Consider the following 17,724-nt stretch of genomic DNA (forward strand, 5'->3'; position numbering starts at 1 on the left):
CGGCGGGGTGTTGCAGGTGGTTACGCCAGCTTGAAGCTGCCGATGGTCAGCGTGGCTGCGGTGCCCACATCGGCCTGGACGACTTCCTTAAATTCCTGGGCCAGGTCTTCGCGCAGTTGTTCCTCGCCTATCCAGCGCAGCTTGAGCAGTGGCTTGTCGCCGCCGGTCAGTACCGCCACACGCAAGCGGATGGTTCTCGCCGTGAGCCCTTCGTAGGGCTCGACGGTGAAGCGGAATTCGGCGGGCAGCCCTTCGGACGACTTGGCCTCGATCTGATCCATGGCGGAGCGCGATGCGCTCAGGTCGCCCACGACGTGCTCACTCTTGCGGGCCTGCTCGATGCTGATCGAGCGAATGGCGCTCGCTGCTTTGCGCAAGTCGATGGGGGAGTCGTCGGCGGCCAGGCAGGCCAGGTTAGGGGCCCAGTCTTCGATCCAGTCGCTCAGGTCTTTCTGCTGGAACGTCGTGCCGGCTGCGCGCTCCAGGGCCTGAAACCCGGCGGTCTTGCGCAGGTTCAGCGTTGCGGTGAAGTCGCCGTGCCCGGGGGCGGTGATGTCACCCAGGTTGAAGTACACGGTGCAGCGCATCTGTTCGGCGTCAACGAAACCGGCGGCTGCAGCTTCGGAGCTGTGGTGTTGCACGTAGTTGCCGAAGTCGTGCAGCGAATGGGTGACCAGCTCACCGCGGAAGCGGCTGCGCAGAGGCTGGAACTTTTCGATGCTGTGTATCTTCTGGTCGGACGGCAGCACCAGGGTTGGGGTGTGCGTGTCCAGGCGCTTGGCGTGGGCCAGGATGGCGGTGTCTTGGAGCAGTTGAATTGCTTTGGCTTCCATTGGATCTGTTCCTTGTGGTGAGAGGTTTGGAGCAGGGTGGTTTAGGACTTGGCGTGAATCGGTGCGTCGTTCCGGTCGAACAACTGCCCAGGGCCTGGGGCCTCGGCGAACAGGGTCAGGCGCCCGCCTTCGTTGACATGCATCGGCGTATCGAGGGTGGTGTCCTCGCTGCGGCTGCCGCGCTTGGTTGGCACCTTGTAGGCCAGCTTGTGGTTGACGGTTACCTGATGGCTGGATGCGATCTGGCTCAAGGTGAAGGTGATGGTCACGGTGCCGACCTTGCTGTGGTCGACCACGCCTGCTGCGACTTCTGAAAGCGCGTGGCCGATCTGGCTGGCGAAGACTCCGGCGTTGAGTTCGCCGATGAATTCGGCGGTGTCGGTTGGTTTCATGTGCTGTGTCTCACTGGATGTTCGCCTCTGGACGGCAGGGGCCACCGTTGTCAGGCCGCCGCTTTCTCCGCTTGGGCGTCGAGGTAGGCGGCCAGGTTGTGCAGATAAACCACGGGTTTGGCGCGTGCAGACCCGTGAAGGCGCGTCACGATCAGCTTCACCCGGCCCTTTTTGATTTCGCTGAGCAGATGCCGGTCAGTGCGGATGTGCGCGAAATACTGCTCCCGCACCGCTGCCAGGGTGGGGCAGGGCGTGGCGAACTGTCGCCTCAGTTGGTCGAGGGTGTCGCTCATGTGCTTGCCTCCCCGGCCCCCACGTCGGCGGGCTGCAGCTTGAGGCGGATCAGTTCCGCCAGCCCCTCTTTGCTGGCGCCTCGGGCGGCGGCGCAGATCAGGCCGCGCTCATCCGCCACGACAGCGCCGAAGGGTGTCTCGGGGACATTGGTCGGGGTGACGTAGGCAATCTGACTGGGTTGAATCACGCTGCTGACGCACCGATAAACCTCCGCCAGCTCGACCGCACAGGCGGGCATGCTCGCCAGAGCCAGCGTGGCCTCGTTGGCGGTGCCGATCAGGGTGGCCTTGCTCACGGTGCCGGGGCTGGTCAGGTAGATCGGGATCAGGGCCAGAGCGCCGAGTGCTTGGGTGTAGGCGTTGAAGTAGTTGGTCTTCATGCGGCGGCTTCCTTGTTCGCGATGGTGATGCCCAGTTTCTTGGCCAGATACTTCACGCCGCTTTCGGTGACCATCACCACGGCGTAGTGCTTGTACTGGCCGGACTTGCCGATCTGCACAGAGCGTGGGTCGGAGTACAGGTGGCCCTGGTCGCGGTGGTGGCTGGCCAGGGTCCCGTCCTTTGCCAGCACTCGCAGTTCACGGAGCTTGGCGCGGAAGGCCCGGGGCTTGATCCCGAGCACTGCCGCTGTTTCGTCCAGGGTGCGGTTCATGGTGGTCACCTCAGGCTGCTGACTGGGCCTTTGTTCCGCGTCGAACGGCTATCACGCAGCCGTCGAGCTGGAGGCGGAAGGCTTCCAAGGAGCGGTTGTTGTAAATGCTCAGGTCACCCTGACGGTGTTGGACGCCGGCCTCGCTGATATGCGGGTTCACTGGGGGAGCGTCGTGCCGCCTGATGTGGATGATGGTGCCGCCGCGCTGGCGGATAAATTCGGCTTCGTTCTCGAAGCGGACGTCGCTGACGACGAAGCCGACCACGCTCGACAGCGAGTTTTGTAGGTAGTTGAGGTTCTGCTCGGCGATCCTCACCCACACGTCTGGGTGCACCATCTGGCGCGCCCACTCGGTGCCCATCGACTGCATCAGTTCACGCGGGGACCGGCCAAGCCAGGCCAGGGTCTGCTCTTTGCGCTCGCCTTCGAAGTCGTCCGGGTCGAGGTTGAAGATCTCCATGAGCCCAGAGCGCAGTGGGTCGGCGAAGGCGTAGTGCTCCAGCAGGTGGTTGCGCACCAGGTGGTCGGCAGCAGTCGATTTACCCGAGCGAGCCGGGCCGGCAAGGCCAATCAGCAATGGTTTCATGCTGCATCACCCCCGAATGGGCCCAGGTCTGCTGGTTTAGCGGCGGCAGTGCGGCGGGTGGTGGCGATCACCAGCAGGCCGGTCTGGCGCTGGATGGCTGCGACGGCAGCGGGGCTGGTGCAGGCTGCGGGGTGGAGGTACACCGGGCAGCGGGTGGTGCTGTGCTGTGGAGTCGTTTGCATGATTCGTACTCGTGGTGAGAGGAGTACGAATGAGGTTATACATACGTTTTTGTGTTGTCTATACGTTATCGAATAAATTATGCGTTTAGGGCATTCCGTATAGATGTGGCGATAGGAAGTATGTCCTTCCGTCGGATTGTGCCTTACTCGGGGAGGGGGTGGGTCAACAGCAGCTTCAGCTCAGTAATTCGGTAGGTTTTTAGGGCCTCAATGAGCATAGGCTCTTCTTGATAAATCTCACTGATGTAGTCGTCTAGGAGTTCTTGAACCGCGTTCCTGAGTAGTTTTTCGGGTTCAAGGGAAGTGAATGTACTACTAGATTCAGAGTTCTTAACGACCTTGATTTCAAGCTTTGTCGTGTTAGCTCGTGCCCTACGTCGTTTAGCGCTAGAGCCTGTTTTTGCTGACTCTGAAGCAATAAGGAGCGGTTCTTCCACGGAGGAGTTTTTCGGGAAAGGAAGGTCCTTTTTTCCTGTCCACAGCCAGTTCGCGCTCACTCCAAGTGCTTTGGCAATCTTTTCAATATTTAGCTGCCGTGGGCTTAAGGACTCCCCGGTGATGATCCTATGGACGGTCGGTTGTGGTACTCCAGCCCGGCGACCTAGTTCAGATTCAGAAAATCCTTGCTCGGCCATGCGTTCGGCTATTCGTTTACCAATCATTTTAGGACCCTGATGTTTGAATACATTAGTGATTGTATTGCATGGGTCTATTCGTTTGCGTATGATTTGTTGCAGGCAAACGCATGGTGAACAACATGTCCATCCAAGAAATGCTGAAAGCGCTATTAGCCCTTGGCTTATCTCAACAGGCTATTGCTCTTGAGGTTGGAACGACTCAGCCCACTATCAGCAGGGCTATCAAGGGGGCGGATGTCAGGCACGAGCTTGGCAAGGCTATCGAACGGTTTTATGCCGAGCGAGCAATGCAGCCTAGGAAAAGTGCCGCATAAACGTATAGGTCTGCACGGCTAGCAGTAAGGGTGCTGGTCCGGGGCCTCTCACCACAAGATTTCCCCGGCCCAGCGGTGGCAGCACCAGCACATACATGCCGCCACTTGAAACACCGGCCAAAACAGGTCGGCTGCAGCGAGCTACACAGTTACATGCAATTCGCTACAAGGCGCGTCGGTCGGGGCCTCTCACCACAAGAACTCCCCGGATCGACTGGAACGATGAGCCGTGCTGCACAGCACGATTCGCACAGCACACCGGTCGTGGGTTGGATGATAGGGCGTGCCCTAACGTCTGGCTACACCGTAACAGGGGCATTTACGGTTATGAGTCGCACAGATCTGTTGCCGGACGCGGGTCCGGTCCTTTCTCTGCGCGAGGCACTTTATCGTGCCGGGCGCGACTATCACGGCGGAATCACCTCGCTGGCCCATGACATGGTCATGGAGTACGACGAGCTGCAGAAGAAGCTGAAATTCAATGAGGAGCGCCGCTGGCTGACCCCTGACGACCTTGAAGAGGTCATTAGGCTCACTCAGTACCCGCCATTGCTCGATGCGCTGATGCGTCCGGCCGGTGTGGTTTGGTACAAACCGATCCCGGTGCCAGCTACGGGGGAGGCGCTCAAGGCTGTCGGCAAGTTGCTCGCGGAAACCGGTGAGTTCGTTTCAAGCATGCACGCCGGGGCGGCTGACAGCATCTGGGAGCCGCACGAAGTGGCGACCCTGGATAAGCATGGCGTCGATGTGATCCGGGCTGTGCTGGGGATCATGGCGGGCGCACGCGCAGCTATGGAGGGACACGTCCATGGCTGACGTGATCGATCTTGCCAACGACCAGGCCGACTACTTCTTACAGGTGGCGCTGGACCGCCGCCAGCGGCAAACAACGACCGCCGCAAGCGCGGAGTTCTGTGAAGACTGCGACGATCCGATCCCCTTACTTCGCCAGCAGATGGTCCCGGGTTGCCAGACGTGTGTCAGTTGCCAGGAGTTGCGGGAGGCGCGGCGATGAGCGGCGATAAAATCCCGCTTCAACTCTGCGACCTTCCAGCCCTTTTGCAGTACATCAGCCCTGACCAGCGTGATACCTGGGTCGAGGTTGGAATGGGCTTGAAGTCAGAGTTCGGTCAGGAGGGTTACGGGCCCTGGAATATCTGGAGCCAGAGCAGCAAGGCATACGACGGCAAGGCCGCTTTATCAGTGTGGAAGTCGTTCAAGAAAGCCGGCACTGGTATGGGCACAGTCCTCAAGATGGCGCTCGATGCTGGCTGGCGACCCGAGAAAACTGAAATGAGCGCTGAGGAAAAGCGGCGGTTCGCAGCTGAAGCAGAGTTGCGGCGTAAGCAGCGCCAGGCCGAGGTTGAAGCCGACGAGGCTTTGCTTGAGGAGATGCGGGCACTTGTCGCCGATTGCTGCCAGAAGATCTGGACAGAACATTGCCAGCCGGAAGGCCACAGCCCTTACCTGGATCGGAAACAGGTCGGTGCGTTCGGTATCGGCTTTTTCAAAAACACCGTGATTCTGTCGATTGACGATCACAACAAGCGCTGCCACATCTGGTCGGGCAGCAACGCCATGCAGTTCTTCAATAGCTTGCCCAAGCCTCGACCTGACTCGCTGAGCTTCCTTGTATTCAAGCCGGGCACAGTTGCTGTGCCATTACGGGATGCTTCAGGAAAGCTCTGGAGCTTGCAGGCGATCAACGCACAGGGCACCAAGCTGTTTCCCAAGTACGGGCGTAAGTCTGGATGCTTCCATGTTCTTGGCCCTGTCGATGACCCGCTAGATATCGCGCTTGCTGAGGGATACGCCACGTCTGCCAGTGTGCATATGGCTTTGGCCTGGCCCGTGGCGATGGCTGTCGACTCGGGCAACCTTCCTCCTGTTGCTCGGGCGCTTCGTGGCCAGTTTCCCGCTGCTCGTTTGCTGGTGGCCGGTGACGATGATCCCGATGCGAAAGGCAATCCAGGTAGGACCAAGGCCGAAGCGGCTGCCTCGGCCAATGGTGGCTTCGCGGCCTTTCCGATTTCATTGGAGCAGGCATAAATGGCAATCGACTGGAACGACCTGCACTGCAAGTCTGGTTTGGATGCAGTACGTGAGCAGTTGCTGGGGTCTTTGAAGCCTGGAGCATGCGCACAGCCTCCCGATGACTCTGGTGATATTTACGCAACGTCCCCCGAGCTTCTTCCCCGCGCCCCTTCTTCTGAGTGCGAAGTGCCAGGCGAAAAAGCGCTTACTCACACCCCCGGGGAGGGAGGAGGGTTCCGCATCAGTGAGCAGGAGCTGCTTCGTGACTTCGTAGTGATCTATGGAATGGACGTGGCGTGGGATTGCGCACGCTCGCGGATGATCAAGCTGTCGGCTATCCGTGAGGCCGTTGGGCGGACGCGCTACAAGTGGTGGCAGGAAAGCGAGCATCGGCGCATGGCTCAAGACGTCGTATTCGATCCCACCGAGCAATGCGGGCCGCTCATGCTGAATCTCTACGACGGCTTTCACGCAAAACCTGATCCTCGGGGGGCGGATGGGTGTTTGCTGATTCGCAAGCACTTGGGGCTGCTCTGCAACAACCGGACTGACGAATACCTATTCCTGTTGAAGTGGATTGCTTATCCGCTCCAGCATCCGGGGACAAAAATGGCGACCGCTGTGGTGATGTTCGGTGCCGAGGGCCCAGGTAAGAGCTTGCTGTGGGAAAAGGTTCTGCGTCGAATCTACGGCGACTACGGCACCACCATTGGTCAGGCTCAGTTGGAAAGCCAGTTCACAGGCTGGCAGAGCCGCAAGCTGTTTGCCCTGGCCGAGGAGGTTGTCAGTCGTGAGGAGATGCGTCACTACAAGGGCGTGCTCAAGCACCTTGTGACGGGCGAGACGCTGCAGATCAACGAGAAGAACATGCCGGTCAGGGAGGAGCGCAACCACCTCAATTTCGTGTTCCTGTCCAACTCGACGGTGCCTCTGGCACTGGATGACGGGGATCGGCGATACCTGGTGCTTTATGTTGATCGAGTACCGCCGCCGGACTACTTCATAGCCTTGGTGGATGAGATTGATAACGGCGGCATTGAGGCGTTTTACCACTACCTGATGAACCTGGACTTGACTGGTTTCGGTCCGCACTCCAAGCCTCCCTTGAACGAGGAGAAGCAGGGCCTGATCGATGGCAGTTTGCCTGCGCCGCGGTATTTCGTGCGGCGATGGCTGGCTGGCGAGACTGAGTTCCCTGTGACCGCCGCTGTTACCCAAGAGGACCTCTGGCGGGCGTTCTGCAAATGGTGTGATGGGGCCAATGAGTTCAAGCGACGACAACGTGACTTCACCCAGGAGGCTGTGCGGGACTTGAAGCAAGCTCGGCCGGACATTCGTTATCCGACCAAGAGTGATGACTTCAAGACGACGCGAATCTACGTGACGCCCGCGTTCCTTGCGGAGAAACAGACCTTGGGGCGCGATTGGGCAGGTAAGGCTGGGCTTGAATGCCGGAAGTTTGCGACGGCTTTCGACAGGCGATCACTGCCTATGCCGGGGGATTTCTGATTCCGACATTCCGACAACATTCCGACAATCAAAAAACACGGGGTTTGCCCAATGGATATTGGCATTCCGACAATCCGACAGGCTTTTTAGGATTGCTCATGTGCGCGTATACACAGGCGAGAAAATCTCTAAATACCTGTCGGATTGTCGGAATATGAGCTTAAGTAGCTGTTTTTAATGGTTAAAAGTATTCCGACAGTAATCCGACAAAATTCCGACAAACCGACAGAAGCAAGGAGTAGTAAAAAATGGCTGTTTATAAAGTTGAAAATGGGGAACTGGTACTGGTCGCTGAGACTTTGGAGAGCATGTTGACGCCAGAACTGGCCAACTGGGAGGACTGGGACGATCTGATGCGTGGCTTGGGCTTCAGTCTTTATGACGAGGTCTCGGGTGCGTACAAGTTCTACCGCCGTTATGACTCAGAGAACGATTTGCCAGAGGGGCATCTGCCCGGTGTTGCGTATATGTTCGACGTGAATATCGATGAGTCGAACATTGATTACATTCTGGTGAGCAACCGGCTGCCGGAGTACCTGCAAGCTCTCAAACTGCTTGAGCCTTTGGTCAATCGTGCAGAAGCGGTGGAGCGTGAGTTGGATAAAACGCTGCAGAGAGAGCGGGCAAGGTCACGTATGTAAGGCGAAATGAAGGACTGAGGTAATCACCGTGATCGACGAAATCGAATATCTGTTGCGGCACTGGGGGCAGCAATGCCGCTTGAATGGTGATAGCGGCAGCATGGGGAGCCCCATGGGGACCATCATGGAGTGGGGCGGCTGTGCCCCACGTGGAACGCCTGGATCTCGGATTCTCCTGGGTTCTGGTTCCGGCCCTGATGGTGTTGCTCAAGAGATCACTGCCGCTTTGGCTGAGATCGGTAGACAAGATGCTCGGGGGGAACGGTTGATGCGTTTGGCCGGCCTGCGTTATGGGGATGACCCAGCGCCAACCGTTTCGATGCAGATGCATTTGATTGGGCTTACCTCGGGGGCCAAGCAAACGTACTACGACCACGTGCATGCGCTTCATCTGCGTCTGTTGGAGGTGCTGACGACGAGAGCGGCAGGCCGTAAGTGGCTTACCGTTCGTCGGGGCGATTTACCTCAAACCTGCGTCAAAGTTGCGTCAAAGTTGCGTCGAGCGAGTTAACCGAAAACGCCCCCTTTTCGGTTCCGTACTCAGGGGGTAAAAAGTCCCCACGATATGCAATCTGCGCCTTGGCGCTTCACCTGAGCACGTGCTGTGCACCTCGCCCTGGCTTTGACCAGGACATTGAAAACCCCGTCACCCTGGCGGGGTTTTCTTTTTCCGGCGTTCGCCGCGCTCCCTCATTTGAGACCCGTTATGACAAACGAGCAGCAAGCGCTGGCAGAAATGCCGATCTGGTTGGTAATCGTCCTGGCCCTGGTCGGAGGCGTGTCCGGCGAGATGTGGCGAGCGGACAAGGATGGCGCCCGGGGCTGGGTACTGCTGCGGCGCCTGGCACTGCGTTCCGGTGCCTGCATCGTCTGCGGAATGGCAGCAATGATGCTGTTGATCGGCGCCGGTGTGTCGGTCTGGACTGCGGGTGCCTTTGGCTGCCTGACAGCAATGGCTGGCGCCGATGTCGCGATTGGCCTTTACGAGCGCTGGGCTGCTAGGCGGATTGGAGTTTCGCAACCGCCCTCCGGTGATGGAGCGGTCTGAACGTCGCAGGGGTCCATAACCGCGGCTTTCCGACTTGAGTTGGTAAAGGAGGATGAACTGATGCCCGCACCTGCAATGCCAGCGAAGGTCATCAGCCCCTACAACTACCGGTGGCAGCGAGCGCGTGAAGGTTTTCTGCGCAAGCATCCGCTATGTCGCAACTGCGAGCGGAGGGGCATCGTCGAGGCGGCCGGTGTGGTTGACCATATCGTTCCTCACCGCGGTGACATGACCCTGTTCTGGGACCGCAACAACTGGCAGTCGCTCTGCATCCCTTGCCACAACTCCTACAAGCAGCGACTGGAGAAATCCGGGCGCGAGGTTGGCTGCGATCAGGGCGGAAAGCCCCTAGATCCGGGCCATCACTGGAATCGGTGAGCGCGCACCAAAACTGTGCAAAAAATGACCATTTTTCGGGGAGGGGGGGCAAAAAATCCTTTCCCGAAAACGTTCTAGACCGTTCGCCCCTCTCTCTGTGCAACGCCGGGAAAAATGGCAAGGGGGGGTATGAAGAGGTTCGGGGGTTAAGGTCCGATTTTCAAGGAGGTTCACATGGCTGGAAACGGCAATTCAGGTCGGACGCCCAAGCCGACAGTGCTGCATGTGTTGGACGGCAACAAGAGCAAGAAGAATTTCAGCGCCTTGATGGATGACCTGACATCCCCGGCGATTCCGGTTCAGGCCCCGCCGATGCCCGACTGCCTTTCTGATGGTGCGGTCGCCGAGTGGGAACGCCTGGTTCCAGACCTGCTGGTCCTCGGGCTGGTGACCAAGCTCGACATGATGGCGCTCGCCAGTTACTGCGAAGCCGTCGCCGATTGGCAGGGCTTCCGTCGCCGGATTGCAGAGGTCAATGCCCAGCACGCAGGCCTGGAACAAGGCGACATCCAAACGTTCGCCACTGGAGCCAAGCAGATATCCATCTGGCGCCAGTTGGCGAACGACGCCGAGAAACGTGCCAACGCCGCCGGGGCGCAATTCGGATTCTCGCCTATGGCGCGTCGCAATCTGAAAGTCACGGCGCCACAAGGTGAGCTGTTCCCTAATGAGCCAAAAGACGCCGCCAGCAAGTACTTCAGCTGATCTGGACCGCGCCACCGAGTTCGCTCGGGCGGTCATTGCCAAGCAAATCGTTGCTGGCCCCGATGTTCGCAATGCCTGTCGCCGGCACATGCGAGACCTGCGTAGCGGGCACAAGCGTGGCCTGGTCTTCGACTTGGAGTCAGCCAATCGGGCCATCGGCTTTTTTGAGGAGGTCCTCTGCCTCAACGGCGGCGAGTATGAAGGGCTGCCCTTCATCCTGGCCCCGTGGCAAGCCTTCGTCGTGGGCAGCCTGTTTGGCTGGAAGACTGAGGACGGCTACCGGCGCTTTCGGATCGCCTACATCGAGACGGCCAAAGGTAGTGGCAAGTCGCCCCTGGCGGCGGGCATCGGCCTGTATGGGTTGGTTGCGGACGGTGAGGCCCGGGCTGAAATCTACGCTGCAGCCACGAAAAAGGATCAGGCCATGGTCCTGTTCCGTGATGCGGTGTCGATGGTCGACATGTCGCCGCACCTCAACGCTCGGCTGCATCGGTCGGGTACCGGGGACAAGGTCTGGAACCTGTACTACCCGAACGCGGGTTCGTTCTTCAAACCGATCAGTGCCGACGATGGCCAATCCGGCCCGCGTCCGCACATCGGGTTGCTGGATGAGGTGCACGAGCACAAGACCGCGACGGTCATCAACATGCTGCGCGCTGGTACCAAGCACCGGAAACAGGCGCTGATCGTGATGATCACCAACAGCGGCTCGGACAAGACCAGCGTGTGCTGGGAGCACCACGAACTGGGCTCGCGTATCTGTGCGGGCAAGGAAGACAACGACAGTGTCTTCGCCTTCATCTGCAGCCTGGACAAGGGCGACGATCCGTTCAAGGACGAAAGCTGTTGGCCCAAGGTGAACCCAAGCCTGGAGTTTGCCCTAGACGGTCAGGTCGATGGCATCCCGGGTCGCAAGTACTTGCGTGAACAGGTCGCCGAAGCCCGCGGTATGCCGTCGAAAGAGGCGGTGGTCCGGCGGCTCAATTTCTGCGAGTGGACCCAAGCCTCTGCGCCGTGGATCTCGTGGGACGTCTGGAGTCAGGCCGCGCAGCGGGTGCGGATGTCGGTGTTGCGTAACCGCCCTTGTGTGGGCGGACTTGACCTGTCCAGTACCACGGACCTGACGGCTTTTGTGCTGCTGTTCTTCCCGACATACGAGGATCCGCACTGGCGGTTGCTGCCGTATTTCTGGATACCAGATTTCCAGCTGGCTGATCGCGAGAAGCGCGACAAGGTGCCGTACCTGGCCTGGATCAAGGCCAAGGAGCTGGAAACCACGCCGGGCAAGGCCATCAGCAAGCTGTTTGTGCTGCGGCGCTTGCAGACCATCTGCGGCTACTTCGACGTGCGCAAGATCGCCTATGACCGCTGGCGTATCGAGGATCTCCAGCAACTGATGGATGAACATGACATCTGCTTGCCGGAGATCGCGCCCTTTGGTCAGGGCTACAAGGACATGGGCCCCGCGGTGGACGAGTTCGAGCGGCGTCTGCTGGGCAACATCGAGCGTGCGCCACCTGTGCTTGATCCGGACGCCGAAGACGCCGAGTTGATCAGCGATGCCACGGTGGCCGATCTGGTTGAGCCACTCCGGCACGACGACAACCCGGTCATGACCTGGTGCGCGAGCAACGCGGTCATCACCGCCGACCCGGCCAACAACCGCAAGGCGGACAAGTCCAAGGCCATCGGGCGCATTGACGGCATTGTCGCCAGCATCATGGCGACGGGCATCAGTGGGTCGGTCCCGGTGGCTTCCTCGGGTAAATCCATCTACGACGAAGGAGTAAGCATTTGACTCTTATCGCATGGGCCGCTTGGCTCGCTGGCGCGTTGGGCTTCGGCCTGTTCATTGCCGGTATCGCGTTGATCCACATTCCGGCGGCGTTCATCGCGGCCGGGCTCTGCCTGCTGGTCTGGGCCTACATTGCCGATAAGGCCGCCGCGGCCTTGCACAACAAACAATCCCCCGGAGGTGGCTGATCATGTTCTTCAGCAATTTGCTGGGGCCCCGTGACGGGCTTACTGTCAATGACGGTGCCGGATTGTGGAGCAGCCTCATTGGCTCTGTCCGGTCTGCGGCGGGGGTGAAGGTCACCGCGGAGAGCGCGCTGGCGATTACCGTTCTGCAGAACTGCGTCACGCTGTTGGCCGAGAGTGTGGCGCAGCTGCCGCTGGAGATGTACCGGCGCATGGGGGAGGGCAAGCGTGAAGCCGCCTTGAATCATCCGCTGTATGACGTGCTGCGCTACCAGCCCAACCCCTGGCAGACGCCTTATGAATACCGGGAGTGCAGTCAGCTTGCGGTGGGTTTGCGGGGCAATGCCTATAGCTTCATTGACCGGCACGACGACGGATCGGTGAAGGGGCTTTACCCCCTACACAACGATAAGGTCAGTGTGCTGAAAGGGGCTGACCTGATGCCGTATTACCGGGTCGGGGCGCAGGACCCGGTGCCCATGCGACTGATTCACCATGTTCGCTGGCACACCAAGAACCACTACACGGGCATGTCGCCGATTGAGCTGCATGCCGATGCTGTGGGGCTGGCCCAGGCAGTACGGCAGTACGCCGGCAAATCCTTCCAAAACGGCACGGCTGTCAGCGGCGTGATCGAGCGGCCCAAGGAGGCCGTAGCCATCAAGAGTCAGGCTGCAATTGATCACATCCTTGATCAGTGGGGGAGCAAGTTCTCTGGCATCGACAACGCCAAAAAGGTCGCGATGCTTCAGGAGGGGATGACCTTCAAACCGGTGTCCATGAACAACGTCGATGCCGAGCTGCTGGGCATCCTCAAGGTGACAGGTACGGATCTGGCGCGGATCTACAAGATACCCCCGCACATGATCAACGACCTGGAGAAGGCCAGCTACAACAGCCTGGAGCAGTTGCTGATCCAGTATGTGATCTTCGCCTTGCTGCCCTGGGTCAAGCGGCATGAGGAAGCGATGATGCGCGACTTCCTGCTGCCTGCCGAGCGCCGCGAATACTTCATTGAACACAACCTGTCCGGCCTGCTGCGCGGCGACCAGAAGAGTCGCTACGACTCCTACGCAGTGGGGCGCCAGTGGGGCTGGCTGTCGATCAATGACATCCGCCGCCTGGAAAACATGCCGCCAGTGGCCAACGGTGACAGCTACCTGCAACCACTCAACATGACCGACGTGGCCCACGGGCTGCCGAATCTGCACAACCCCGACGTCCGTGCCCAGCTTGAACAGCAGCGCGACGACATAGTGAGGATGCTTGCCGCATGAAACAACATCTGCGCGCCGCCAGTCTGCTGTTCAATCAGCCGCTGTTGATTACCCCGGACATGCTCGATCTGGCTGTCCGCTGGGCCAACCAAACCATGAGCCTGAATATCGTCAACCTCAACCTGTCCGGTGCTGGAGCAGATCCGCGCCCGAAGCTGGGTTTCTACGACGATGACGACGGGCCGAGTCCTGCCGAGCGGCTTGAAGAACAGCGGCGTTCAGCCGTTGCTCAGACTGGCGTTGAGGTGATTCCGGTTCACGGCTTTCTGGTCAGTCGCGCCAATCACCTGAATGTGTGCGAAACCATGACCAGCTACGAGGGGCTGAGCGCCTCGATCAAACAAGCCGTTGCCGACCCTATGGTCGAGCGCATCGTGCTGGACATCGACAGCCCTGGCGGCAGTGCGGTGGGCTGTTTCGAGTTGGCCGCTGATATCCGCGCTGCCAGTCTGATCAAACCCATCACGGGCCTGGTCAACTTCTCGGCGTACTCGGCGGCCTATTTCATCGCAGCGGCTTGCACCGAGGTGGTTGTGAGCCAGACCTCGGGGGTGGGTTCGATTGGCGTGATTGCCAGCCACATGGACCGCTCGCGAATGCTTGAAGGGGCTGGGGTGAAAGTGACCACGGTTTATGCCGGCGCCCACAAGAACGACCTGAACCCCAACGAGCCGCTGAGCGAGCAATCGCTGGCGTTTCTCAATGCCGTGGTACAGGAAAACTATCAACTGTTCACGGGGGCGGTTGCCCAGTACCGCAACCTCGACGTGGCCCAGGTCATTGCCACAGAGGCCGCTTGTTACTGGGGGCAGGCCGCTGTCGAGGTCGGGCTTGCGGATCGGCTGGAGTCGCCGCAGATGACGGTGGATGGCATCGCCCGTGCGGTTGCGCTCAGCCGTGCCCAGCGCTCGCCCGTCGCCCAAGCGCGGCAACGCATCGCCGTACAGGCCGCGGCCTTTGCAATCCAAGCCCAGGCTTGAGTTTCGCTCACTCTGACCGCGTTCGCGGCAGTGATACCCAACCGCCAATCGGCGGTTTTTTATTGCCCAGGAGGCAACAGCATGTCTTTAGTCACACAACTGCGTAGCGAACGCGCCCGGCTCAACGGCGAGATCCAGGCGCTGGCCAAGATCGAAGCCGACGGTGGTTCGCTGTCTGTCGAGCAGCTCGCTCAGTTCACTCAGCTCGGGGCCGAATTCAATGCCCTGGGCGACAAGATCGCTCGCGCCGAGTCGGCCGAACGTGCCGCCGCGGCCAGTGCGAAACCGGTCGAGGAGGGTGCTCAAGGCATCAACGGGCCGCCCCGTGTCGCTGGCCCCTATGCAGCCAAGCCTGTCCCTGGGGCCAACATGGCGCAAATGGTGCGGGTACTGGCCGCCACTCGGGGCGATCAGCACGCCGCGGCCAAGATGGCTCACGACTCCGGGATGAACCCTGAAATCGCCATGGCCCTCAGCACTGTGACTCCGGGGGCTGGCGGTGTACTGGTGCCGCAGGGCTTCTCCAGCGAGGTGATTGAACTGCTGCGGCCGAAGTCGGTGGTGCGCAGCATGGGTGCGGTTTCGCTGCCGCTGCAGAACGGCAGCCTGACTATTCCGCGCATCAAGGGCGGCGCAATCGTCGGCTATATCGGCAGTGAAGAGGATATGCCGGCCTCCGGCATGCAGTTCGATGACCTCAAACTGTCGGCGAAAAAGCTGGCCGCGTTGGTGCCCATCAGCAACGACCTGTTGAGCTACTCGGGCGTAAACCCGAATGTGGATCGCCTGGTGGTGAACGACCTGACCAGCGCCGTGGGCCTGGCCGAGGATCTCTCTTTCCTGCGAGGTGCCGGCACCGGCAACCTGCCCAAAGGGCTGCGGTTCTGGGCGCCTGCTTTCAACGTGTTTGATGCACCCACTGATCAGACCCTCGCTGCGGTCGAGCTGGCGCTTTCCGCCCTGATCCTGCGTCTGGAAAACGCCAACTCCAACATGCTGGCGCCGGGTTTTGTGATGGCGCCTCGCACCAAACGCTGGCTGTCGGCGCTGCGTGTAGGTGACGACGGCAAGGGTGCCAAAGCCTATCCGGAGCTGGAAGAAGGCAAGCTCAAGGGCTTCCCGGTGGCGACTACCACTCAAGTGCCGATCAACCTGGGGGCTGGCGGTGATGAGTCGGAAATCCATTTTGCTGACTTCGCCGACTGCTTCATTGGTGAGGATGACGCGATGGTCATCGACTTCAGCAAGGAGGCTACCTACAAGGATGCCGGCGGCAACCTGGTGAGCGCCTTCCAGCGGGATCAGACCCTGGTGCGGGTGATTGCCAAGCACGACTTCGGCCCGCGTCATGTCGAGTCGGTAGCGGTCATGACCAAGGTCAAATGGGGCAGCACCCTTTAACCCTCTCGGCCCGGCGTGCCGGGCCAACCCTTTTCCCGATTAGAGGTTCAGCTGATGTCCGTTGCAGCATTAATCATCGTGTTGTTCATCAAGGCTTGGCGCGGCTACGCCCCAGGCGAAATTGCCGGCTTCAATGAAGAGACTGCCGAGGGGCTGATTCAGGGCGGTTTTGCAGAGGAATATACCGGCGCGGAGGGTCGGTCGCCCGCCACCAGTGGCAAGTCTTCTACTCGGGCCAAAGCCCCGGCGAAGTCCAAGCCTCAGACCAAGGACAAGCTTGAAGGCGCTCCCGACTCACCAGCCCCCGGTGCAGAGTCTGGTACTGAGGGGGCAGGCGGGGCTGACAACGCTGGCGATGCTCATCCTGAGAAGGATGAGTCTGCCGACGATGAGAAGCCCTAGTCATGGCCCTGCTGATCAGCTACACCGGGCCGGAGCCGCTGACGTATGACGATGTGGTCGCTCAGTGCCGGCTGGATCCCGACGACGATGACACCGCCGAGCGTGATCTGATCGAACGGATTGTTATCCCTGCGGCCCGTGGACTGGCAGAGGAGGCAACCGGTGCAGCGATCCGCAAGGGGCAGTATCGCGACCATCTGCCGAAAGTCCCTGCAGGCAGTGCTTTTGCTGCCACCAAGGGCCAGGCTTTCGAGTTGCAGAGTATTGCCCTTGGTGCCACGGCGGGGGCGGCGTTGCTTGATCCTGCTGCGGCCTACCTGGTCAACGGTGGTAAGGAGTCGTTGGTTTACACCCAGCAGGGCCTGCCGTGGCGGGATGTGGTGGGTAGCTGCCCTCAAGGATTGATGGTCACCTATCAGGCGGGCATCGAGATCGAGGACCACCCCTCTGTGCGGCACTATCTACTCCTGGCCGCCGCCTGGGCTTACCGGCATCGCGAGTTGCTGGTACTTGGGCAAACCCTCAACGAGTTGCCAGACCGTTACCTGTTGACCTTGCTGGCGGGTATCACCGTTCCGCCGAGGATCTGATATGGCCTTACGCGAACCCGGGGCGGGCGAGCTGAATCGGCGTGTGCGAGTCCGTCGCCGGTCGGATTTGCCCGCCGAAAATATTGGACTCGACTCTGTTTTCTCTGAAAGCAAATGGCGCTGGGCGATGATCGTTCCGGCAGGGACGGGTGTGTATGTCGATGGCATCCAGACCGACAATAAATTTACCCACTGGATAACCCTGCGGTTCCTAAAGGGGATCACCAGTGACCACGAGGTGGTGCACGGCAGCACTCTCTACCGGGTCAAGCGCAGTGCCGATATGAATGGCAGCCATCGCTTTACGCTGCTGCAGGTGGAGGAACTGGGCGAGGCTCAGGCAGGAGGCAACATCTATGTCTAACTCGGCTTCAGTTGATGGCTACTTGCACTTCGAGGGCTTCGACGAATTCCAGCGCGATGCCTTCGATAAGAAGGCGATCCGCTCCGGGATGCGCAAGGTTGGCCGGTTGGTCACCCAGCGGGCGCAGATGAACCTCGCCCTAGGAAAGGGCCAGGAAGGCTACCCGGTCAATCGTACCGGGGCGACCTTGGAGTCGATTTCTTTCAAGGTGTCCCGCTCCGGCTTCCTGGTGAAGATTGCGCCTCGGAAAACTGCGGCCATGGCTGAGTTTTACCCGGCCTACCTGCACTACGGGGTGAAGCGCGGCAGGCGCCTGGGCAAGCTGGCGCCAGGAAAGGGCAAGGGCAAGTCCAACCGGCGAGCTGTTGGCGCGCGTGCGGCGGCTCTGGCAGAGCGTGCAGCGGGTGAGTGGCGTATCAAGCCGCGTGACAACTACATGGCTGATGCGCTGCAGGATTCAAGTTCTGATGTGAGGGGGATCCTCTCGGCAGCCTTCGCTGATGCCTTGCGGTAGTAGGGCTGCGA

General features: G+C 60.0%; 26 protein-coding genes. 18 read left to right on the forward strand and 8 right to left on the reverse strand.

The features are described 5' to 3' along the window. Window positions 1-20 precede the first annotated feature (20 nt). The 8 genes from ACMGG8_RS15525 to ACMGG8_RS15560 form a co-directional block, all read right to left on the reverse strand. Window positions 21-833 (reverse strand): DUF2303 family protein, encoded by an 813-nt coding sequence (locus ACMGG8_RS15525; RefSeq protein WP_414159864.1) that lies wholly within the window; start codon window positions 831-833, stop codon window positions 21-23. Window positions 834-874: 41 nt separating this feature from the next. After that, on the reverse strand, window positions 875-1,225 hold the full coding sequence (locus ACMGG8_RS15530) for a hypothetical protein (protein WP_102879044.1): 351 nt from the start codon (window positions 1,223-1,225) through the stop codon (window positions 875-877). Window positions 1,226-1,275: 50 nt separating this feature from the next. Next, window positions 1,276-1,518 carry a pyocin activator PrtN family protein gene (locus tag ACMGG8_RS15535; protein ID WP_058434352.1) on the reverse strand — a complete coding sequence of 81 codons (243 nt, stop codon included), beginning with the start codon at window positions 1,516-1,518 and terminating at the stop codon, window positions 1,276-1,278. Further along, a complete protein-coding gene (locus ACMGG8_RS15540; protein ID WP_414159865.1) occupies window positions 1,515-1,898 on the reverse strand; it encodes a hypothetical protein in 384 nt (127 codons plus the stop codon). The genes ACMGG8_RS15535 and ACMGG8_RS15540 overlap by 4 nt, the downstream gene beginning before the upstream one ends. Then, entirely contained in the window at window positions 1,895-2,170 is a 276-nt protein-coding gene (locus ACMGG8_RS15545) for a phage antirepressor KilAC domain-containing protein (protein ID WP_414159866.1), read from the reverse strand. Before ACMGG8_RS15545 ends, ACMGG8_RS15540 begins: the two co-directional genes overlap by 4 nt. Window positions 2,171-2,180: 10 nt before the next feature. Then, the gene (locus ACMGG8_RS15550; RefSeq protein WP_414159867.1) at window positions 2,181-2,756 is read right to left on the reverse strand and encodes a deoxynucleotide monophosphate kinase; all 576 of its coding nucleotides are present in this window, start codon (window positions 2,754-2,756) and stop codon (window positions 2,181-2,183) included. Further along, a complete protein-coding gene (locus ACMGG8_RS15555; RefSeq protein ID WP_414159868.1) occupies window positions 2,753-2,938 on the reverse strand; it encodes a hypothetical protein in 186 nt (61 codons plus the stop codon). The genes ACMGG8_RS15550 and ACMGG8_RS15555 overlap by 4 nt, the downstream gene beginning before the upstream one ends. Window positions 2,939-3,081: 143 nt before the next feature. Further along, window positions 3,082-3,600: a helix-turn-helix domain-containing protein gene (locus ACMGG8_RS15560; protein WP_414159869.1), complete on the reverse strand. Its 519-nt coding sequence runs from the start codon at window positions 3,598-3,600 to the stop codon at window positions 3,082-3,084. A 95-nt stretch (window positions 3,601-3,695) separates the two neighbouring features. On the opposite strand from ACMGG8_RS15560, the gene ACMGG8_RS15565 reads away from it, so the two are divergent. The 18 genes from ACMGG8_RS15565 (at window position 3,696) to ACMGG8_RS15650 (ending at window position 17,713) form a co-directional block, all read left to right on the forward strand. Continuing rightward, window positions 3,696-3,890 carry a helix-turn-helix domain-containing protein gene (locus ACMGG8_RS15565; RefSeq protein WP_265532294.1) on the forward strand — a complete coding sequence of 65 codons (195 nt, stop codon included), beginning with the start codon at window positions 3,696-3,698 and terminating at the stop codon, window positions 3,888-3,890. Between the two features lie 327 nt (window positions 3,891-4,217). Continuing rightward, on the forward strand, window positions 4,218-4,706 hold the full coding sequence (locus tag ACMGG8_RS15570) for a phage regulatory CII family protein (protein WP_414159870.1): 489 nt from the start codon (window positions 4,218-4,220) through the stop codon (window positions 4,704-4,706). Continuing rightward, complete coding sequence (locus ACMGG8_RS15575) at window positions 4,699-4,905, forward strand: TraR/DksA C4-type zinc finger protein (RefSeq protein ID WP_414159871.1); 207 nt, start codon at window positions 4,699-4,701, stop codon at window positions 4,903-4,905. Before ACMGG8_RS15570 ends, ACMGG8_RS15575 begins: the two co-directional genes overlap by 8 nt. Next, window positions 4,902-5,939, forward strand: a complete 1,038-nt coding sequence (locus tag ACMGG8_RS15580) for a PriCT-2 domain-containing protein (protein WP_414159872.1) — start codon at window positions 4,902-4,904, stop codon at window positions 5,937-5,939. Before ACMGG8_RS15575 ends, ACMGG8_RS15580 begins: the two co-directional genes overlap by 4 nt. Next, the gene (locus ACMGG8_RS15585) at window positions 5,940-7,433 is read left to right on the forward strand and encodes a DUF5906 domain-containing protein (RefSeq protein WP_414159873.1); all 1,494 of its coding nucleotides are present in this window, start codon (window positions 5,940-5,942) and stop codon (window positions 7,431-7,433) included. Between the two features lie 248 nt (window positions 7,434-7,681). Beyond that, the gene (locus ACMGG8_RS15590) at window positions 7,682-8,074 is read left to right on the forward strand and encodes a hypothetical protein (RefSeq protein WP_414159874.1); all 393 of its coding nucleotides are present in this window, start codon (window positions 7,682-7,684) and stop codon (window positions 8,072-8,074) included. Between the two features lie 706 nt (window positions 8,075-8,780). Continuing rightward, on the forward strand, window positions 8,781-9,122 hold the full coding sequence (locus ACMGG8_RS15595) for a phage holin family protein (protein ID WP_414159875.1): 342 nt from the start codon (window positions 8,781-8,783) through the stop codon (window positions 9,120-9,122). 60 nt (window positions 9,123-9,182) lie between these two features. After that, window positions 9,183-9,500, forward strand: coding sequence for an HNH endonuclease (locus tag ACMGG8_RS15600; RefSeq protein WP_414159876.1), 318 nt, complete (start codon window positions 9,183-9,185; stop codon window positions 9,498-9,500). A 174-nt stretch (window positions 9,501-9,674) separates the two neighbouring features. Beyond that, window positions 9,675-10,205: a P27 family phage terminase small subunit gene (locus ACMGG8_RS15605; protein ID WP_102879058.1), complete on the forward strand. Its 531-nt coding sequence runs from the start codon at window positions 9,675-9,677 to the stop codon at window positions 10,203-10,205. A gap of 88 nt (window positions 10,206-10,293) precedes the next feature. Further along, a complete protein-coding gene (locus tag ACMGG8_RS15610; RefSeq protein ID WP_414159877.1) occupies window positions 10,294-12,003 on the forward strand; it encodes a terminase large subunit in 1,710 nt (569 codons plus the stop codon). Next, window positions 12,000-12,188, forward strand: a complete 189-nt coding sequence (locus tag ACMGG8_RS15615; protein WP_102879060.1) for a hypothetical protein — start codon at window positions 12,000-12,002, stop codon at window positions 12,186-12,188. The genes ACMGG8_RS15610 and ACMGG8_RS15615 overlap by 4 nt, the downstream gene beginning before the upstream one ends. A gap of 2 nt (window positions 12,189-12,190) precedes the next feature. Then, entirely contained in the window at window positions 12,191-13,462 is a 1,272-nt protein-coding gene (locus ACMGG8_RS15620) for a phage portal protein (protein ID WP_123473523.1), read from the forward strand. Then, window positions 13,459-14,442: a S49 family peptidase gene (locus tag ACMGG8_RS15625; protein ID WP_414159878.1), complete on the forward strand. Its 984-nt coding sequence runs from the start codon at window positions 13,459-13,461 to the stop codon at window positions 14,440-14,442. The genes ACMGG8_RS15620 and ACMGG8_RS15625 overlap by 4 nt, the downstream gene beginning before the upstream one ends. Before the next feature lie 81 nt (window positions 14,443-14,523). Beyond that, window positions 14,524-15,843: a phage major capsid protein gene (locus ACMGG8_RS15630; RefSeq protein WP_414159879.1), complete on the forward strand. Its 1,320-nt coding sequence runs from the start codon at window positions 14,524-14,526 to the stop codon at window positions 15,841-15,843. Window positions 15,844-15,897: 54 nt separating this feature from the next. Further along, on the forward strand, window positions 15,898-16,245 hold the full coding sequence (locus ACMGG8_RS15635) for a hypothetical protein (protein WP_414159880.1): 348 nt from the start codon (window positions 15,898-15,900) through the stop codon (window positions 16,243-16,245). Between the two features lie 2 nt (window positions 16,246-16,247). Continuing rightward, a complete protein-coding gene (locus tag ACMGG8_RS15640; protein WP_414159881.1) occupies window positions 16,248-16,835 on the forward strand; it encodes a hypothetical protein in 588 nt (195 codons plus the stop codon). A 1-nt stretch (window position 16,836) separates the two neighbouring features. Further along, a complete protein-coding gene (locus ACMGG8_RS15645) occupies window positions 16,837-17,199 on the forward strand; it encodes a head-tail adaptor protein (RefSeq protein WP_414159882.1) in 363 nt (120 codons plus the stop codon). After that, entirely contained in the window at window positions 17,192-17,713 is a 522-nt protein-coding gene (locus ACMGG8_RS15650; protein WP_414159883.1) for a hypothetical protein, read from the forward strand. The genes ACMGG8_RS15645 and ACMGG8_RS15650 overlap by 8 nt, the downstream gene beginning before the upstream one ends. Window positions 17,714-17,724: the final 11 nt, after the last annotated feature.

It is taken from the genome of Pseudomonas sp. BNK-45, assembly GCF_047456255.1.
In the GTDB taxonomy this organism is placed as follows: Bacteria; Pseudomonadota; Gammaproteobacteria; order Pseudomonadales; family Pseudomonadaceae; genus Aquipseudomonas.

Excerpts from the sequence above, each read along its gene's own strand:
- ACMGG8_RS15540 (WP_414159865.1), bottom strand. The coding sequence starts at position 1,898 with ATGAAGACCAACTACTTCAACGCCTACACCCAAGCACTCGGCGCTCTG.
- ACMGG8_RS15525 (WP_414159864.1), bottom strand. The coding sequence starts at position 833 with ATGGAAGCCAAAGCAATTCAACTGCTCCAAGACACCGCCATCCTGGCC.
- ACMGG8_RS15570 (WP_414159870.1), top strand. The coding sequence starts at position 4,218 with ATGAGTCGCACAGATCTGTTGCCGGACGCGGGTCCGGTCCTTTCTCTG.
- ACMGG8_RS15550 (WP_414159867.1), bottom strand. The coding sequence starts at position 2,756 with ATGAAACCATTGCTGATTGGCCTTGCCGGCCCGGCTCGCTCGGGTAAA.
- ACMGG8_RS15625 (WP_414159878.1), top strand. The coding sequence starts at position 13,459 with ATGAAACAACATCTGCGCGCCGCCAGTCTGCTGTTCAATCAGCCGCTG.
- ACMGG8_RS15605 (WP_102879058.1), top strand. The coding sequence starts at position 9,675 with ATGGCTGGAAACGGCAATTCAGGTCGGACGCCCAAGCCGACAGTGCTG.
- ACMGG8_RS15645 (WP_414159882.1), top strand. The coding sequence starts at position 16,837 with ATGGCCTTACGCGAACCCGGGGCGGGCGAGCTGAATCGGCGTGTGCGA.
- ACMGG8_RS15585 (WP_414159873.1), top strand. The coding sequence starts at position 5,940 with ATGGCAATCGACTGGAACGACCTGCACTGCAAGTCTGGTTTGGATGCA.
- ACMGG8_RS15590 (WP_414159874.1), top strand. The coding sequence starts at position 7,682 with ATGGCTGTTTATAAAGTTGAAAATGGGGAACTGGTACTGGTCGCTGAG.
- ACMGG8_RS15565 (WP_265532294.1), top strand. The coding sequence starts at position 3,696 with ATGTCCATCCAAGAAATGCTGAAAGCGCTATTAGCCCTTGGCTTATCT.
- ACMGG8_RS15575 (WP_414159871.1), top strand. The coding sequence starts at position 4,699 with ATGGCTGACGTGATCGATCTTGCCAACGACCAGGCCGACTACTTCTTA.
- ACMGG8_RS15555 (WP_414159868.1), bottom strand. The coding sequence starts at position 2,938 with ATGCAAACGACTCCACAGCACAGCACCACCCGCTGCCCGGTGTACCTC.
- ACMGG8_RS15545 (WP_414159866.1), bottom strand. The coding sequence starts at position 2,170 with ATGAACCGCACCCTGGACGAAACAGCGGCAGTGCTCGGGATCAAGCCC.
- ACMGG8_RS15535 (WP_058434352.1), bottom strand. The coding sequence starts at position 1,518 with ATGAGCGACACCCTCGACCAACTGAGGCGACAGTTCGCCACGCCCTGC.
- ACMGG8_RS15600 (WP_414159876.1), top strand. The coding sequence starts at position 9,183 with ATGCCCGCACCTGCAATGCCAGCGAAGGTCATCAGCCCCTACAACTAC.
- ACMGG8_RS15630 (WP_414159879.1), top strand. The coding sequence starts at position 14,524 with ATGTCTTTAGTCACACAACTGCGTAGCGAACGCGCCCGGCTCAACGGC.
- ACMGG8_RS15640 (WP_414159881.1), top strand. The coding sequence starts at position 16,248 with ATGGCCCTGCTGATCAGCTACACCGGGCCGGAGCCGCTGACGTATGAC.
- ACMGG8_RS15580 (WP_414159872.1), top strand. The coding sequence starts at position 4,902 with ATGAGCGGCGATAAAATCCCGCTTCAACTCTGCGACCTTCCAGCCCTT.
- ACMGG8_RS15530 (WP_102879044.1), bottom strand. The coding sequence starts at position 1,225 with ATGAAACCAACCGACACCGCCGAATTCATCGGCGAACTCAACGCCGGA.
- ACMGG8_RS15650 (WP_414159883.1), top strand. The coding sequence starts at position 17,192 with ATGTCTAACTCGGCTTCAGTTGATGGCTACTTGCACTTCGAGGGCTTC.
- ACMGG8_RS15595 (WP_414159875.1), top strand. The coding sequence starts at position 8,781 with ATGACAAACGAGCAGCAAGCGCTGGCAGAAATGCCGATCTGGTTGGTA.
- ACMGG8_RS15560 (WP_414159869.1), bottom strand. The coding sequence starts at position 3,600 with ATGATTGGTAAACGAATAGCCGAACGCATGGCCGAGCAAGGATTTTCT.
- ACMGG8_RS15610 (WP_414159877.1), top strand. The coding sequence starts at position 10,294 with ATGCGAGACCTGCGTAGCGGGCACAAGCGTGGCCTGGTCTTCGACTTG.
- ACMGG8_RS15620 (WP_123473523.1), top strand. The coding sequence starts at position 12,191 with ATGTTCTTCAGCAATTTGCTGGGGCCCCGTGACGGGCTTACTGTCAAT.
- ACMGG8_RS15635 (WP_414159880.1), top strand. The coding sequence starts at position 15,898 with ATGTCCGTTGCAGCATTAATCATCGTGTTGTTCATCAAGGCTTGGCGC.